We start from the raw sequence: 16,245 nt of genomic DNA, 5'->3' as shown, positions 1-16,245 counted from the left end.
AATTAGTTCTAGTGCATTTTCAGCTAGGTGAAACAAAACAATGTCAAAAATACACTTTGCAGCAAAGCTAAAAAGGCAGCTTCTATTTGACCGGATATTTCATAAAGTCACTTGGTTCTTTACATTTGTCGTTTTCGCATTGCTGGCTGCACTTATTGGTTCACTAATAATTGGCAGTATTCCAACCATCAAAGCTTTTGGTTTCGATTTCCTTGTTAGTGCCGACTGGAATCCGGTTACTGAGAAATTTGGCGCATTGGTGCCTATCGTGGGTACGTTGATTACCTCAATGATTGCGCTGTCGATCGGTATTCCAGTCAGCTTTGGCATTGCATTGTTTCTTACGGAATTATCGCCGCCATGGTTACGCCGTCCGCTCGGGACGGCGATTGAGTTGCTGGCAGGAATTCCCAGCATCATTTATGGCATGTGGGGATTGTTCGTATTTGCACCGCTTTTTGCTCAATATATTCAGCCTTGGTTGCAGGATACACTAGGGCAAGTGCCAGGAATCGGCTTTCTTTTCGAAGGCTCTTTTATGGGTATCGGTATGCTGAGTGCCGGTATTATTTTGGCGATTATGGTGATTCCTTTCATTGCTGCAGTCATGCGTGACGTGTTCGAGATTGTGCCGCCCATGCTCAAGGAGTCAGCCTATGCCTTTGGTGCCACTACTTGGGAAGTGATCTGGCACGTGGTCCTCCCCTATACCAAGATCGGCGTAGTCGGCGCTATCATGCTCGGCCTTGGCCGTGCCTTGGGTGAAACCATGGCGGTTACTTTCGTGATCGGCAACGCGCACCAGTTACATACCTCACTATTCATGCCGGGAAACAGTATCGCTTCAGCGCTGGCCAATGAATTCACTGAGGCTGACGGCGAACTTTATACCTCGGCGCTGATTGAGCTGGGGTTGATTTTGTTTTTTATTACTTTTGTTGTGCTGGCTTTTTCCAAGATTCTGCTGGTGCAACTCAAGAAACGTGAAGGCACGGCCACCTAAAGGCGCATCATGATCTCAATTTACACGCGACGGCGCATCGTGAATGCCATTAACCTTACTTTCTCCATTCTGGCCATGGCTTTCGGTTTGTTCTGGCTATTCTGGATATTGTTTACCTTATTTGAGAAAGGGCTGGGCGGAATCAGCATCGCCACATTTACCCAGATGACACCAGCGCCGGGGAGCACAGGTGGTCTGCTCAATGCGATCGCCGGCAGCCTGGCGATGGTAACACTCGCCACCTTGATCGGCACGCCGGTCGGTATCATGGCGGGCACCTATTTGGCTGAATATGGCCAGCGCGGCTGGCTTGCTCCCGTCACGCGTTTCATTAACGACATCCTGCTGTCTGCGCCGTCAATCGTGATTGGTCTTTTTGTTTATACCGTCTATGTTGCGAAGATGGGGCATTTCTCCGGCTGGGCCGGGGCGCTGGCACTGTCGCTGATTGTCATTCCGGTCGTCGTGCGTACCACTGAGGATATGCTGCGGCTGATTCCGGATAGTTTGCGCGAAGCAGCCGCCGCTTTGGGCGCTCCACAATGGAAAATAGTGACGCTGGTCACTTGGCGCGCTTCCAAAGTCGGCATAATGACCGGTGTGCTGTTGGCCATTGCGCGCATCAGCGGAGAAACCGCACCGTTGCTTTTCACTTCACTTAACAACCAATTCTGGAATGCGGATATGAACCAACCTATGGCCAATCTGCCCGTCGTTATATTTCAGTTTGCTATGAGTCCATACGAGAACTGGCAGGAGCTGGCCTGGACTGGGGCTTTGCTGATCACACTGAGTGTTTTGGGGCTGAATATCGCAGCACGATTCTTTTTACGTAAACAAGCTTTGGCAAATTAGAGTGCTTCCGCCATTAAACTTATGAGTCACTGTAAATAATTCCAGGTTAACGTTTATAAGAGGATCATTAATATGAAAAACCAACAAATGCTTTTTTACAGCAAATTCATGGGATCGCATGATTACCAACAATCAACGATAAACGAACCAAAATTAAAAACTGAGATGAATATAATCCCTTCGCAATCGATTGCACCCAAAGTATCCATCAACGACTTAAACTTTTTCTACAATGGATGTCAGGCACTGAGGTCTATTAACATGAATATCTGGGAGAATAAGATAACTGCTTTCATCGGCCCTTCCGGATGTGGGAAATCCACACTACTGCGCACTTTCAACCGCATGTATCAACTCTATCCCAGCCAGGAAGCTCATGGTGAAATCATGATGGATGGCATGAACATTCTCGACAAGAAGCAGGATATCAATATGCTGCGCGCCAAAGTCGGTATGGTTTTTCAGAAACCTACCCCATTTCCGATGTCGATTTTCGATAATGTGGCGTTTGGCGTAAAACTGTATGAATCTTTAAATCGCAACGAACTGGAAGAGCGGGTGGAATGGGCACTACAGAAAGCTGCTTTATGGGAAGAGGTCAAAGATAAACTGAATCAAAGCGGCATCAGTCTCTCCGGCGGCCAGCAACAACGCCTGTGTATTGCACGCACGATTGCGGTGAAACCCGAAGTGGTGCTGCTGGATGAGCCGACCTCGGCGCTTGATCCGATTTCTACCGCGCGGATAGAAGACTTGATCTTTACGCTCAAGGAGGATTACACCATTGTTATAGTTACTCACAATATGCAACAAGCAGCGCGCGTTTCAGACTATACGGCGTACATGTACCTGGGCGAATTGATCGAGTTTGCGGATACCGATACAATCTTTACGAAACCCAAACAGAAAGCTACAGAGGATTATATTACTGGCAAATTTGGCTAGAACGGTAGGGTTCTCTCTATCCTCTTAAGAAACACCATATAACATTTTGATAAAAAATGATGAAATTTTACGATATTTTTGTGCTTCTTCGGGGCGATTTGCGGCTTCGGCCCGATTACTACGCTATTTATGCAATCCGGCATAATTAGTAATCATGTAACTGCTGAATTTAATTATCCAGAAATTAATTGATATGATTAAGCAGCAATCAACTTCATCAAGTTCTGGAAAGTCTTACCAAGTTTCTGGAGGAATTGGAGGGACTGGTCAAGCGAGTGGCCAATCAAGTTCATTAAGTTTTGCAGAACTTTATCCTTCCCACTACCTTAGGCTGTAGCGCAGGAATATGCGATTGTCGCAGTAGAAGCGGAAAGCAGTTGGGACTTGAAATTGCGGGCATTCAACCGTAGGGTAGAGACCAGACCAGGCTCTCAACGGCCTTCCTTCATCAAGCCGTGCGTGTGGTTTTCCCGCACACGGCTTTCCGATGTTCTTCACGCTAGGCATGCGCAGATTTCCAGCCTGCCGTTGTCGGAAACTTATATAGACCATAGCGCGTATAAAACCATTGGCTCGGGAAACGGCCAAGGCCTATCCCGCGATCCTTTACCTTGTGGCGCTTCATCAGGTGTATGCGCGCGCTCTTCTGCGTGCGTTTTTACCTTCCCCAATAAGACACTGGAATTGCGATAATGGAAGTATTTCGCTCACCCGAGAAGGATGACGTTCATGTTCCGGGCAATATCTTTCAGCCTAATTTCCTCAGTTGGAAGATAATTTTTTCGGTTCCGGCGCCTCCAGCCAACAAGAAGCTGTTTGCTTCAGCCATAAAAACCGGTGGCAACCAGTTTTATAATGAAGGTCTTGACAAAGAGGCTTTCAAATCTGCTCACAAGATCAATTCATCCTAAATTTACTTAAACTTCATCAAATAATCATATGCCTGAAATGTTTGTTCAATAACATAGAGCATGGATACCGATGCGATATCCAATGAAAGAGAGTCTATGAGTATACGAATAACTCACAGGAGGTATGTATGAGTAAAATAATGTTGATTGGTACAACCATGATTGGCTCAGCTGCAATTGCTTTTTCACTATCCACAGCAAGTTGGGCTGGCAATGAAGATGAATCCGGAAGAAATTACCATCAAGGTAAGAATCACAGCATTCAGTTAGGTCCACGCCCCTTTTTTTTAATCAATGATATGGACGATGGCCCACTTAAGAAAAAACTGGAAAGTTGCGAAACAGGTCCATTCAAACGAACTGATTTTTCTATTGGACATCGCGGAGCGGCACTACAATTTCCAGAACATACTCAAGAATCCTATCAAGCAGCAGCGAAAATGGGCGCGGGCATTATGGAATGTGATGTCACCTTTACCCAGGATAAAGAATTAGTATGCCGCCATTCTCAATGTGATCTGCATACCACAACCAATATTCTTGAAACTGCCTTAGCTGAACGTTGCTCCGTACCATTTCAACCTGCAGTTTTTGATAACAACGGCAATCTGGTCAGTGCCGCCACCGCGCAGTGCTGTACCAGCGACATCACTTTAGCTGAATTTAAATCTTTGAAAGGCAAAATGGATGGTTTTGATCCATTAGCAACTACGGTGAGTGACTTTATGGCAGGGACGCCAAATTGGCGAACCGATCTTTATGCCAGTCGCGGAACCTTGTTAACTCATAAGGAAAGCATTGCGCTATTCCGGAAACTGGGAGTAAAAATGACTCCGGAGCTTAAGTCTCCCAGTGTGCCTATGCCATTCAATGGATTTTCGCAAAGAGATTATGCGCAGAAAATGATTAATGAGTATAAAGAGGCTGGTATTCCAGCTTCTAAAGTGTGGGCACAGTCATTTGATATCAATGATATTTTATACTGGATACAGAGCGAGCCTGAATTTGGGAAACAGGCTGTTTATTTGGATGGCCGTTATGAAGATCCTGCCTTCGACCACCGTAACCCTGCAACCTGGTCACCTTCTATGGAGCAATTGGCATCTAATGGTGTAAAGATTATCGCGCCGCCGATGTGGATGTTGCTGGAGCTTGAAGAGGGCGAAATTGTTCCTTCACTGTATGCAAACCGAGCTAAGAAAGCAGGACTGGATATTATCGCTTGGACATTTGAACGATCTGGCCCGCTGGCAACGGGGGGTGGCTTCTACTATCAAACACTTAACGGTGAGAACCAAAATCCAAGCCATATTGAGAACAGCGTGATCAATAATGATGGGGATATGTTTAATGCCTTACATGTATTGGCAAAAGATGTTCGTATATTAGGAATATTTTCTGACTGGCCAGCAACCGTCACTTACTATGCTAATTGCATGAATCTTAAATAATCACTGTCTTTTCAAAAGAGCTGGTCAAATGAGCTCAGCTCATTTAAGCTGGCTCTCTTGCAAATTAAGCTGGCTCTTTTGCAAACTTAAAGACTTTAGTTTCTGATATTCCACTCGTCATCTGTAGCTCTTTGATTTAACCCGCTCGGGTTATTAGCCGAGTGAGATTCCAACATAAACAAGCCCCAAATTTTATAGCAATTGGTTAGCCAAGTTAGCCAGATTTGACCGTTCCCCCTTTTCTAACCGCACATGTGCATAGATTTCATGATGCTTAATTTTATCAATGAGATAAGACAATCCATTACTCTGGGAATCAAGATAAGGGGTATCTATCTGATAAATATCCCCGGTAAATATAATTTTGGTGTTTTCACCTGCGCGAGTAATAATGGTTTTTACTTCGTGGGGGGTCAGATTCTGCGCTTCATCCACAATAAAAAAGACATTTGAAATGCTCCTGCCCCTGATATAAGCCAAAGGGGTGATTTTTAACTTTTCCTGATCGACTGCATCAGTAATCTTTTTATATTCTTTGTCTTTCTCATTAAACTGACTTTTAATGAATTTAAGGTTATCCCACAGCGGCTCCATATACGGATTGAGCTTTGATATGATGTCACCCGGTAAAAAACCAATGTCTTTATTGCTTAGTGGTACGATAGGTCGTGCCAAATATATCTGCTTGAAATGCCTTTTCTGGTCAAGCGCACCAGCCAATGCCAACAACGTTTTTCCCGTCCCTGCGACGCCCTGCAAAGTGACCAGTTTTATATTCGGATTAATGATCGCATGCAAAGCAAAAACTTGTTCTGCATTTCTCGGTGCAATCCGGTAGGCGGATTTTTTTTCAATGCGCTCGATTCTTTGCGATATAGGGTTATAAAATACTAAAACAGAAGTTTTACTGTTCTTCAGGATAAAGTAGTGATTGGGAACAGGATCTTTGATGCCAACATCTCCCGGCATACAAAAATCATTCGTGTAGATGCTGTCAATAATCTCTTTAGGCAACCCCTCTATAACCGTCTTACCGGTATACAAGGACTCCAGGTCTTTGATTTTCCCAGTTTTAAAATCTTCAGCAGCAATATTAAGAGATTTTGCCTTAAGTCGTAAGTTAATATCCTTGGTTACCAAGATTATTTTGTTTTTTGGATATTCTGCACTCAAAGAAATGACCGCATTCAGAATGCGATGGTCTGCATTGTTTTGTCCGAATATTTTTGTAGCATCCAGTCCATTTATCTGTTCCTGCATAATCACTTTAAATTGACCGTGATTCGGTTGGCCAATGGGAATCCAATTTTGCAATGAGTGATTTGCCGACAGTTTATCCATAATGCGTATGAATTCCCTTGTCTCAAAGTTCTTTGTCTCATTACCCTTCTTAAAATGATCAAGTTCTTCAAGTACGGTGATTGGAATGGCTACATTATTTTCTTCAAAGCTATAGATTGCGTTGTGGTTGTATAAAATAACTGAGGTATCAAGAACATATATCTTCTTTTGCTTTCGCGGCATGAATAGCTAATTTGTTTTATAAAATGAAAATACTAGTCATTAATTATTACAGTATCGTGTAAGTCATTTATTGAATACTGCATACTTATCCGATTGCCCCCTATCGACGTACTTAAGTAGGACGATTTGCCTTTCCACGTTTTCTGCCGGAATTTCAGCACTATTTTCTGAATGAGGCAGTTTGCGAATACCAGTCTTACTGCCGCACCGTCATGGCTTACATAGCCGTCTGTGAACTCCAAGACATTCTAATTGGGAGCAATATTGCAGCGTATCGTCAAATCGGCGAACATGAGATGTAGAACTATCGCCCCGGCTACTCAATACTTGTTGATTGGTACTCAAATTAAACTGAAAGCGGTATAGAGGCATATTCTGTTATGTGTTCGTAAGATTCTGTCGCTACAGAGAATCCCCTGCTTTTTTATACTCTCTTAAATTAGGAAAAGAAACTCCTTGTTACGCTTAGAAAGCAATATACTTAAGTATTTAAACAATAACACCAAATTTAAAAATGAATTCATTGCCAGAAAATACCTGGGAATTAAATGAGGTGGCCAGGAACACCGACATTCTCTCGGAAATATCCTCTGAGTTTGATATTGAGGCTAATCCGGGCACAACCTCTAATCTACAATTTTACGATGACTTTGATTCTCATCTGTGGAAGGCGAATTATCTGCTTTGCCAAGTGAATAAACAGCAATTCCAACTCATTGATCCTTCTGGCTGTATGGGCGAAGTTGGCGCATCAAGTGGAGCCAGATTCTGGTGGGAATTTTCAGGGAATCAAGTTAAAGACAAATTGCAAAGTTTAGTTGGTTTGCGCGCGGTATTACCTATCGCATCCATAAACTTGCTTGAGACGGATTTTTCATTGCGCAATGACGATCAAAAAATAGTGGTGAGAGGTCGTTTAACACAAACGATGGTTGGCAACAAAATTGGCCTTTATCTCACGCTACAAGCGCTACGTGGTTATACAAAATACTATACCCGGGCTGCACAGCTACTCAGGCCCTTCATTAAGGCAGAAATTAATCATTTTGGATTGAGATTTCTGTTAATGGGTCAAAATATCCAGGCCCTCGAACCAAAACAAAGCACTCTACTATCTCTGACGGAGGATATGCGGACAGAGCAAGCGGTACGAGCAATGGCCACTGCTATGTTTGATCAGACAAAGCTTTATGTCGGTGGTGTGATTGCAGATACAGACACCGAGTTTTTGCATCAATTTCGAGTTAATGTTCGAAAACTAAGATCATTAATCAGTTTGTTAAAACAAGCATTGCCGACATCAATGCTTGACACGCTAAAACCTAGACTATCCTCAATTGCATGTAAAACGAATAAGCTTCGGGATCTAGACGTATTTATACTGGCTCAAGACAGTTATCGTGCGATGTTGCCAGCAAATTTTGAAAGTGGCTTAAACGAGCTATATCGCTTAATTGAAAAACAGCGCAAGCAAGAAAAAGATAAATTAGCTAGATATTTGTCCTCTACCGAGTATAAGAACGATGTCACTGCTTGTGCAGCAGAATTATCTCAGAGCTCTGCTTTTCAAACACCCATGGCATCAAAACCAGTATTGCAAGCTGTAAAAAAATTATTGTTAAAACGCTATCATAAAATGTTAGCAATGGGCGCGGCTATTAATAGCCAGTCAGCAGATGAAAAAATTCATGAATTACGCATTGAATTTAAAAAGCTACGCTACTTGATCGAATTTTTTGTTGATTTGCTGCCAAAGAAACGTACAGGTAAAATAGTCAGTGAAATTAAAAAGATACAAACAGTATTGGGTGACTACAATGATTATTGTATCCAGATCGAGTTTTTAAACAGTTATATTGATGATACCCGGATTGAGATGTCAAAAGCCTTAAGTGGTTTGATAGCAATTTTGTATCAAAAGAAAACAGAAGAACGTCCGAAAGTTGAAGTCGCATTAACGGATTTTTTCACAGAAAATATGGCCATTGAATTTGATTTGGTATTTGGGGCAGCTGAGCCAGGAGATTCAAAATGAAAGTGATTGCTTGCTACAGCATGAAAGGAGGTGTCGGAAAAACGGCTACTGCGGTCAATCTTGCCTACTGGGCTGCTAAATCCGGGTTAAAAACATTACTAATTGACTTGGACCCTCAAGGTGCCTCGTCCTTTTATTTCAGGATAAAGCCATCCTCAAAAAAATGGGCAAAGCGCTTTTTTAATGCGTATGAAAACTTGGTAAAACACATTAAAGCGAGTGACTTTGAGAATCTGGATATTATTCCGGCACACTTGAGTTTTCGTAACTTTGATACACTGTTGGCAGGCTTCAAAAAACGCAAAAATCGTTTGAAGCGCGTATTAAAAGGCTTCAATAAAGAATATGACTTGGTGATATTAGACTGTCCGCCATCCATTAGCTATCTGTCGGAATCTATATTTATCGCATCTAATTTGGTTCTGGTGCCTGTTATTCCTACCCCGCTTTCAGAACGGACTTTTGAGCAGCTGATGGCATTTTTTGAGGAAAATGATTATCCGCAGAATAAGATCGTGCCTTTTTTCTCAATGGTTCAGGGACAAAAGTCACTGCACAAAGCAACAATGGAAGCCATGTCTGCAAGATACAAAATGTTTCTGAATACAACCATTCCATATTCATCAGATATCGAGAAAATGGGCGTACACAAAGCACCTGTCGATGTTTTTGCTAAATCCCAGCAAGCTAATTACGCTTATATCAAACTTTGGAAAGAAGTTTCAGAAACCGAGAGAAAGTGTGGATAAGTTAGAGCAATTGAGATGGGATGAAAATTCTATTTAATTGAGAAAGAATCGGACCTGCGCCGGAAAGAGTCTGGGTTTTTTATGAGGAAGTATCGAATTTTCTATCATCCCTGACCAAGGAAGTGCAGCTGGAAAAATCACGTTATAGTTTTATTCCGAATGGTCATCGACTTGAGTAGGGTATTTATAATGAATCACACAGACCTTTGATATTATCAGAAGTAGGGTTTTAATCTAAAGTGGAAGCTGTTACCTTTACACCGCCGGAGTTTGCAGCTTTAGGGATGATTGAAAATAAACGCTATCAGAGTGCCCATCCAGTCAAGGAAGGTAAACGGGATTATGGCTAGCAAGCAACATCATAAGAAAAAGCGAATCGCAGTAGTCCCTGTCGTCATGAGAAAAACTAGGCTTAAGGTATATCTGGTCACCAGTCGTGAGGAACGAAAGTGGATTATACCCACAGGGAAATTGGAGAAGAAGCTCAATAACAGGCAGGTGGCGGCACTGGAAGCGTTTGAAGAGGCTGGTATTCTCGGTAAGCTTGATAAACATTTCAGAGAGCAAGTGTTACTGCAAAGCCCCAATGGCAAGCACAAGCGCAAAACAACAGTTTTTTTGCTCTACGTCAAGCGTATTTTAAAGTGCTGGCCGGAAATTCATGACCGCAAGCGTAAACTGGTAAGTTTGAAAAAATATTTAAAGTCAGTTTCCAATAAAAAGCTAAAACGAGAGTTAGCAAAAAATATATATGCCTAGCATTTAATAATGCTTCCCGTTTTGCGTATTACTTTAATTTCTTGGATTACTAGACATAGATGAGAGGGATCATCCGTTAAGCAGACTTTAGATTTAACGGATTCTTTAAGCTAGGAATGATTAGTTTTTTGCTGAAAAACATAACCTTAGAGTCTTTGCTGTGATGTCGTACGTTGTGATTGAAATCACAGATTGTGGTCGGATAACCTTTGTACATCTCAATAATTTCCGGATTGTTGTCGCATGAAACTATCCAGTGCTGAGTGATATGCTCCTTGACCAGTTCTGCAATACTTATGTGATCATTATGCAAATTGTGGTTTTCATAAAGCCGGCGTCCTTTGACAAAGGAAGGGAGGTCAATATAAATAAGTGTTTTGACGGGAAGTACTGGTAATACGGTTTTAATAAAATCAGCCGCATTTTGGTTATATAGGTGAATCTGTGAGCGGTACAGCGCAATCCATTCAATCCGGCGAATTAAGTCAACCTTGTCAAAGCGTGCATCAAGCTTCCAATGACAATCTTGGTTTACTCCATCGGCAGATCCTCCCCAGAGGATTCCTAGGCGATTAATTCGATTTAGAAAAAAAATTGAGAATCCCACTTCAAGTGAACTGTGATCCGCAGGGAAATTTAGAATAGCAATCTGCCGTTGCCATTCTTTCATTGTTATTTCTACATCGTGAATCGCTCTGCAAAGTGCTTCCGGTTGATTGATAACACTTTGCCAGAAAGCGTATATAGCAGGATTCGCATCGTTCAAATGGATGCAGGATGCATAGCCGCGGGTTAGTAAATTTATTGCTATCCCCGCACCGCCTGCGTATGGCTCAACATAATGTCCATCGAACAGATTATTTTGCTCAAAAATCAACTTAATGAATCCTGATAATTTGTTTTTTCCGCCTGGGTAACGTAAAGGAGTATTGAGTTTCATCGGATATTCCATTGTGAATTAGGCACGATATTAGCAACCATTCTAACGTAAAACTGGAATCTATTTTTTTCATTATATATTTGATGGAAATGCATTATCCAAAATTTTATCGCGAGTTTTATTTGTACACTTGAGAGTATTGATTAAGTAATCTCGAATAGAAATTTTTACTTAACCTCTAACGCTAAAATAAGCAACAATAATAAGTAATTCGATATACCCATGATTAATCTCTAGTTCGCTAATTTTAGAATTAATAGATGCAGTTGTTGATTTGTAATATTTCTGCAATAAATTCTTCTTATTATTCATACAAATACCTCTTATATGTCGCTAAAGGATTATGTGTCTGACCCGTTAACGACTACTTCAAACACGATGCAATTCCAATTAATTCATTTATCAAATCAATATGAATCGACTCGCACGCTACTCTTCGATAATCGTTCTGTTTACAATGATACTGGCGACTATGATGCTAGGCTATTTCTATCACTTGTTTGCCGAGGAATCGCTAATTGATGGCCAGAGGCAGGTAAGCTTGATGCTCACAAAATCATACGCAAACTCCATGTGGCCCAGCCATGCGGGTTTCGTACAGAGCGCAGCATCCCTCAACCGTGAAGAGCTACAAAGCAGCGATGAGATACGCCATATTCACCGCGATCTGCGCATGTTGTTGCGCGGTGTCAACGTAGTCAATGTAACTCTTCTTGATATGAACGGTCTCGTCGTCTATTCCACCAACGCGGAGCAGATTGGTGATCTTCAATTCGCAGATGCGCACTATCGTAGTGCACGCAATGGCAAGGTGATAAGCACGCTTGCATACCACGACGTCTATAAAACAAACCGCGGCGAGTTGCAAGAGCGTCACATCGTGACTAGCTACGTACCTATCCGGATTCTTGATGCTGCACCAGTTGAAGGCATCATTGCCATTGATTCCGATACGACGCACTTAATAAGCGCCATGTATACACAGCAGATCCGCTCTATCGGCTGGTTAATTCTTCTTATGTCGCTTATCTATATGCTTATGTGGGTGTTCACAAAACGATCTGATCGTCTAATCCATGAGCAGCAATTGCAACGCGAAAAGGATTTAGAACATATGCGCCATCTAGCCTATCACGATCCCCTGACTGGATTTCTTAACCGTGCGAGTTTTACTGAGCATACTGAGGAAGCGGTGCGCCGCGCAAAGCGCGTAGGCTGGACAATGGCGGTAATGTTTCTTGATCTCGACCGTTTCAAGTTGATCAATGATAGTCTCGGTCACGATGCTGGAGATCAGTTGCTTTGCCTAACTGCACAGCGAATTCGGGACGCATTACGTGAAAGTGATATCCTGTTTCGTATGGGGGGTGACGAATTCACGGTGATTCTCGAAGACGTAAAAATTCCCGAACAAGCGGCAGATGTTGCACAACGCATACTCGCCGTAATTGGCAAGCCAATAGAGTTGAAGGGAGAAGAGTTCACGATATCCGCAAGTGTCGGCATGGCCGTTTACCCTCGGGACGGGGAATCTGCTGATTATCTCGTGAAATGTGCCGACACCGCTATGTATCGCGCGAAAGAGCTGGGTGGCAGTTGCTTCAGTTTTTTTTCGCTTGAGATGAACGAACGGGTCGAAAACCAACTCCAGATGGAGACGGCATTGCGTCGCGCGGTGGCGAATTCAGAGTTCTTTCTCCAATACCAGCCGCGGGTGTGTGCTCGCACGCAGCAGGTAATCGGGGTCGAAGCATTGTTGCGCTGGAAACACCCTGAATGGGGCATCGTACCTCCGAGCCGCTTTATTTCTCAACTCGAAGAATCTGGGCTTATCGTACCGGTCGGTGCCTGGGTAATCAGGGAGGCGTGCCGCCAGAACAAATCGTGGCAGGATATGGGACTCTCGCCGATATGCGTGTCGGTGAACCTCTCTTCGCGGCAATTCCGTAGCGAATCACTGGTAAACACCGTACGCATGGCCCTGGCGGAAACCGGGCTCGATCCATCCTATCTTGAAATGGAGCTAACAGAAAGCCTATTGGTGGATAACACCGAGAATGCCATTTCGCTCATGCATGCTCTGAAGGGGCTCGGTGTCGCTCTGTCAATCGATGACTTTGGAACCGGCTACTCGTCTCTCAGTTATCTCAAGAGATTTCCAATCGACTGTCTCAAAATCGATCGTAGTTTCATCACGGATCTTGCCAACAACACCAAGGATGCTGCGATTGTAGAGGCCATTTCAGCGCTTGCGCACAGTCTGGGCATCGGACTTGTTGCGGAGGGCGTGGAAGATGCTCATCAGGCACGGCTGTTGCAGGGATATGGATGCACTGAAATGCAGGGTTATTTTTACAGCCGACCAATCGATGCAGGCCACTTGGCCGAAATGATCGCTCGGACGAGTGCCTCTGCGATCACGGAGAAAGTGGCCTAATTTATACGCCAGGATAATGTATTAGCACAAGTAATAGCAATATTTAGTTTTATTAAAGGTAAAAGTGCGATATCAATAGCGCGCCAATTGGGTTGTAGAGGAAGGAATTTCACGGGATAGAGTTTTCGGGTTCGTGGGTATTTTGTATCGACGGTTGGACTGGACGAGGAAATTGTCAGTGCGTATATCCGAGATTAAAAAAGGAAGATGAGCATTATGATCAATTGAAACTGAGAATATAGGTGCCGCTTTAGCGGCTCGCAAACTGCCTTTTTGAGGAGCTTCAGCGATAAGTATCCGGCTCTGCCGGAGTTAATTTAACGTGAGCTAACTTTCAAATAGGTATGTGCAACTGGTGGTTCGTCATATAGATGTAATATTATTTTTTTATAATTTATAAAATTACTTCTCGTATCCCTGAAAATTGTTGGGATTATGATTAAACAGAAACCGGGTTCGCGCAAATCTGAAGAACTGCATCCCTATGCCAGCTTGCTGAATGAACTGGAAGGGTTGCGGAGTGAACTATTGGAACTTGAGTACTCATCTTCGACAACACTGCAGAATATAAATCCTTCCCATCTATTCAGTGCCGTTAATCTGATTCACTATCTTGGCTTGAGGCGACGGGATATACGGTCGCTGCAAGAAAGATTGGCGGCAGTGGGTCTCTCATCGTTAGGCCGCATGGAATCGCATGTCTTCGCCAATCTCAATGCGATCATTGATCTTTTGTGTTGCGCATTAGGGAAGAAATCAGCTGACAAAATATCGCCTACCGCCTCTGGGGGAGGCGCGACGCAGCTTGAAAGCAACACCAATCAGTTATTTGGCAAGCCTCCTTCGCATCGCCGAGCCCGGGTCATGGTCACGATGCCAGGCGGAGTGGCGGACGATTATTCGTTGATCAAAGACATGCTTATCCATGGTATGGATTGCGCCCGCATCAATTGTGCGCATGATACACCTGAAATATGGAACCGCATGATTGCGCATATCAATTTGGCGCGTCGTGAAACCGGCAGGCCTTGCCGTATCCTAATGGATTTGGGTGGTCCTAAGTTGCGCACTGGCGAAATTGCCCCAGGTCCGGCTGTACTTAAATGGAAGCCACAGCGAGATCTCTATGGCAACGTGATTGCACCCGCGCGAATATGGTTGCATCCCGAAAGCGATACTTCTCCCAGCCCGGCTCCTGCAGATGCTTGTCTGCCTGTACAGGGAGATTGGCTGGCAAAATTTACATCGCGCGATATCATTGAGTTTACTGACGCGCGGGGTTCCTCCCGTAGCGTGCAATTGGTTGGTCAAATTGGAACAGGCTTTTGGGGCGAATCCAATCAAACCACCTATATCACGCCTGGTATAGCACTCAATCGCCTGCGGGTACCTGTGTCCGGGCACCCACGTCGTACGGGTTGTACCGGCATTGTCGGAACGCTATCGCCAGTACCTGAATTGATCCGATTACACATTGAAGACAATCTGAATATCACATCTGAACCTTTGCCGGGTACGCCAGCCCAGTTCGATGCGGGAGGACGATTGCTGCATGCAGCCAGTATTGCCTGTTCCTTGCCGGAAGTATTTCTAAACGTCCAGCCAGGTGAACGTATCCTGATTGATGATGGCAGAATCGGTGGCGTAATTCGCAGTGTCTGTAAAAATAAATTAGTCGTTGAAATCACGCAAGCCCGCGAAGGTGGAGAGAAACTGCTCGCGAATAAAGGCATCAACTTACCGGATAGCCGACTTGAGTTGAATGGTCTGACGGAACAAGACATAGAGCACCTGGAGTTTGTCGTGAAACATGCAGATATGGTCGGACTTTCATTTGTCAGAAGGCCTGCTGACATTCTGTTATTACAAAAGCATTTGAAACGGTTGAAAGCTGAAAAATTGGGGATCGTGCTGAAAATCGAAACGCGCGCTGCGTTTGAGAATCTACCGGAACTGTTGTTGACTTTGCTGCGATCATCAAATGTCGGTGTAATGATTGCGCGTGGTGATCTGGCGGTGGAATGCGGCTATGAAAGATTGGCGGAATTACAGGAAGAAATTCTTTGGTTGGCTGAGGCGGCGCGTTTACCGGTGATATGGGCTACGCAGGTATTGGAGGGATTATCCAAGAGCGGCAAACCCAGTCGCGCTGAAATAACCGATGCGGCGATGGGTGTGCGTGCCGAATGCGTTATGCTGAACAAAGGATCACATATTATCGAGGCAATCCAGTCATTGGACGACATCCTGCATCGCATGCAATCCCATCAGAATAAGAAGATATCGCTGTTGCGGCGCCTGCATTGGTGAGCCATCGCTGGGAGAAAGTAAGTTTTTCTTCTGATTCATAAGGAGCCTCTAAGAATTCAGAGCTCATCCAAAAAGTTTTATAGATCAATCTCCTCAGGGTTCAATGTCAGTAATGGCCAAGATTGCGAAAAGTGCAGATTCAAAGCTATCAAGGGCACTTCTAAAAATTCAAAGTTCTAAACAAAACGAGGCACGAGAAAAAAATGGTTACGCAGCATATGCATGATATGTAAGGAAACATTTTTTTCGAGTAACAAAGTGTTGTGACGAAATTTGGATTTTTAGAAGTGACCTCGTGTTAATTGCAAGATTCCTCACTATGTTCG

At 43.7% G+C, this 16,245-nt stretch carries 13 protein-coding genes and 1 pseudogene; 11 read left to right on the top strand and 3 right to left on the bottom strand.

All coding sequences use genetic code 11. The annotated features are described in order from the left end of the window. Nucleotides 1-40: 40 nt before the first annotated feature. The 3 genes from pstC to pstB all read left to right on the top strand — a co-directional run bounded on the left by pstC (nucleotide 41) and on the right by pstB (nucleotide 2,803). Entirely contained in the window at nucleotides 41-1,003 is a 963-nt protein-coding gene (gene pstC / locus K2P83_RS10235; protein ID WP_292928850.1) for a phosphate ABC transporter permease subunit PstC, read from the top strand. Nucleotides 1,004-1,012: 9 nt separating this feature from the next. Continuing rightward, nucleotides 1,013-1,858 (top strand): phosphate ABC transporter permease PstA, encoded by an 846-nt coding sequence (gene pstA / locus K2P83_RS10230; RefSeq protein WP_292928848.1) that lies wholly within the window; start codon nucleotides 1,013-1,015, stop codon nucleotides 1,856-1,858. Between the two features lie 165 nt (nucleotides 1,859-2,023). After that, complete coding sequence (pstB, locus tag K2P83_RS10225) at nucleotides 2,024-2,803, top strand: phosphate ABC transporter ATP-binding protein PstB (RefSeq protein WP_363279539.1); 780 nt, start codon at nucleotides 2,024-2,026, stop codon at nucleotides 2,801-2,803. Nucleotides 2,804-3,302: 499 nt separating this feature from the next. Here the strand turns inward: pstB and K2P83_RS10220 are convergent, their stop codons facing one another. Further along, on the bottom strand, nucleotides 3,303-3,428 hold the full coding sequence (locus K2P83_RS10220; protein ID WP_292928844.1) for a hypothetical protein: 126 nt from the start codon (nucleotides 3,426-3,428) through the stop codon (nucleotides 3,303-3,305). A 67-nt stretch (nucleotides 3,429-3,495) separates the two neighbouring features. Between K2P83_RS10220 and K2P83_RS10215 the strand changes: the two genes are divergently transcribed. Next, nucleotides 3,496-3,714, top strand: coding sequence for a hypothetical protein (locus K2P83_RS10215; RefSeq protein WP_292928842.1), 219 nt, complete (start codon nucleotides 3,496-3,498; stop codon nucleotides 3,712-3,714). A 128-nt stretch (nucleotides 3,715-3,842) separates the two neighbouring features. Continuing rightward, complete coding sequence (locus K2P83_RS10210; RefSeq protein WP_292928840.1) at nucleotides 3,843-5,165, top strand: glycerophosphodiester phosphodiesterase family protein; 1,323 nt, start codon at nucleotides 3,843-3,845, stop codon at nucleotides 5,163-5,165. A 192-nt stretch (nucleotides 5,166-5,357) separates the two neighbouring features. On the opposite strand, the gene K2P83_RS10205 is transcribed toward K2P83_RS10210, so the two are convergent. After that, nucleotides 5,358-6,689, bottom strand: a complete 1,332-nt coding sequence (locus K2P83_RS10205; protein WP_292928838.1) for a PhoH family protein — start codon at nucleotides 6,687-6,689, stop codon at nucleotides 5,358-5,360. A 514-nt stretch (nucleotides 6,690-7,203) separates the two neighbouring features. On the opposite strand from K2P83_RS10205, the gene K2P83_RS10200 reads away from it, so the two are divergent. The 3 genes from K2P83_RS10200 (at nucleotide 7,204) to K2P83_RS10190 (ending at nucleotide 10,232) form a co-directional block, all read left to right on the top strand. After that, nucleotides 7,204-8,724, top strand: a complete 1,521-nt coding sequence (locus tag K2P83_RS10200; protein WP_292928836.1) for a CHAD domain-containing protein — start codon at nucleotides 7,204-7,206, stop codon at nucleotides 8,722-8,724. Then, complete coding sequence (locus K2P83_RS10195) at nucleotides 8,721-9,473, top strand: AAA family ATPase (RefSeq protein WP_292928834.1); 753 nt, start codon at nucleotides 8,721-8,723, stop codon at nucleotides 9,471-9,473. The genes K2P83_RS10200 and K2P83_RS10195 overlap by 4 nt, the downstream gene beginning before the upstream one ends. 342 nt (nucleotides 9,474-9,815) lie before the next feature. Then, a complete protein-coding gene (locus tag K2P83_RS10190; protein WP_292928832.1) occupies nucleotides 9,816-10,232 on the top strand; it encodes an NUDIX domain-containing protein in 417 nt (138 codons plus the stop codon). A gap of 76 nt (nucleotides 10,233-10,308) precedes the next feature. Here the strand turns inward: K2P83_RS10190 and K2P83_RS10185 are convergent, their stop codons facing one another. Beyond that, nucleotides 10,309-11,172, bottom strand: a complete 864-nt coding sequence (locus tag K2P83_RS10185; protein WP_292928830.1) for a DNA adenine methylase — start codon at nucleotides 11,170-11,172, stop codon at nucleotides 10,309-10,311. 472 nt (nucleotides 11,173-11,644) lie between these two features. Between K2P83_RS10185 and K2P83_RS10180 the strand changes: the two genes are divergently transcribed. From K2P83_RS10180 to K2P83_RS10170, 3 genes and pseudogenes are all read left to right on the top strand, one after another. Further along, the gene (locus K2P83_RS10180) at nucleotides 11,645-13,609 is read left to right on the top strand and encodes an EAL domain-containing protein (protein ID WP_292928828.1); all 1,965 of its coding nucleotides are present in this window, start codon (nucleotides 11,645-11,647) and stop codon (nucleotides 13,607-13,609) included. Between the two features lie 48 nt (nucleotides 13,610-13,657). Further along, nucleotides 13,658-13,851 (top strand): annotated as a pseudogene (locus K2P83_RS10175) (IS200/IS605 family transposase); the annotation flags it as partial. A gap of 193 nt (nucleotides 13,852-14,044) precedes the next feature. Continuing rightward, entirely contained in the window at nucleotides 14,045-15,919 is a 1,875-nt protein-coding gene (locus tag K2P83_RS10170; RefSeq protein ID WP_292928826.1) for a pyruvate kinase, read from the top strand. The last annotated feature ends 326 nt before the right edge of the window (nucleotides 15,920-16,245 follow it).

Source organism: Nitrosomonas sp. (assembly GCF_019752415.1).
Taxonomy (GTDB): Bacteria; Pseudomonadota; Gammaproteobacteria; order Burkholderiales; family Nitrosomonadaceae; genus Nitrosomonas.
Note: the sequence above shows the minus strand (reverse complement) of the source record. Positions and strands in the feature narration are given on the sequence as shown.

Bases quoted from the DNA above. Each gene is read 5' to 3' on its own strand.
- K2P83_RS10215 (WP_292928842.1), top strand. From the start codon at position 3,496: ATGGAAGTATTTCGCTCACCCGAGAAGGATGACGTTCATGTTCCGGGC.
- pstC (WP_292928850.1), top strand. From the start codon at position 41: ATGTCAAAAATACACTTTGCAGCAAAGCTAAAAAGGCAGCTTCTATTT.
- K2P83_RS10180 (WP_292928828.1), top strand. From the start codon at position 11,645: ATGATGCTAGGCTATTTCTATCACTTGTTTGCCGAGGAATCGCTAATT.
- K2P83_RS10195 (WP_292928834.1), top strand. From the start codon at position 8,721: ATGAAAGTGATTGCTTGCTACAGCATGAAAGGAGGTGTCGGAAAAACG.
- K2P83_RS10205 (WP_292928838.1), bottom strand. From the start codon at position 6,689: ATGCCGCGAAAGCAAAAGAAGATATATGTTCTTGATACCTCAGTTATT.
- K2P83_RS10190 (WP_292928832.1), top strand. From the start codon at position 9,816: ATGGCTAGCAAGCAACATCATAAGAAAAAGCGAATCGCAGTAGTCCCT.
- K2P83_RS10170 (WP_292928826.1), top strand. From the start codon at position 14,045: ATGATTAAACAGAAACCGGGTTCGCGCAAATCTGAAGAACTGCATCCC.
- K2P83_RS10200 (WP_292928836.1), top strand. From the start codon at position 7,204: ATGAATTCATTGCCAGAAAATACCTGGGAATTAAATGAGGTGGCCAGG.
- K2P83_RS10210 (WP_292928840.1), top strand. From the start codon at position 3,843: ATGAGTAAAATAATGTTGATTGGTACAACCATGATTGGCTCAGCTGCA.
- pstA (WP_292928848.1), top strand. From the start codon at position 1,013: ATGATCTCAATTTACACGCGACGGCGCATCGTGAATGCCATTAACCTT.
- pstB (WP_363279539.1), top strand. From the start codon at position 2,024: ATGAATATAATCCCTTCGCAATCGATTGCACCCAAAGTATCCATCAAC.
- K2P83_RS10220 (WP_292928844.1), bottom strand. From the start codon at position 3,428: ATGAAGCGCCACAAGGTAAAGGATCGCGGGATAGGCCTTGGCCGTTTC.
- K2P83_RS10185 (WP_292928830.1), bottom strand. From the start codon at position 11,172: ATGAAACTCAATACTCCTTTACGTTACCCAGGCGGAAAAAACAAATTA.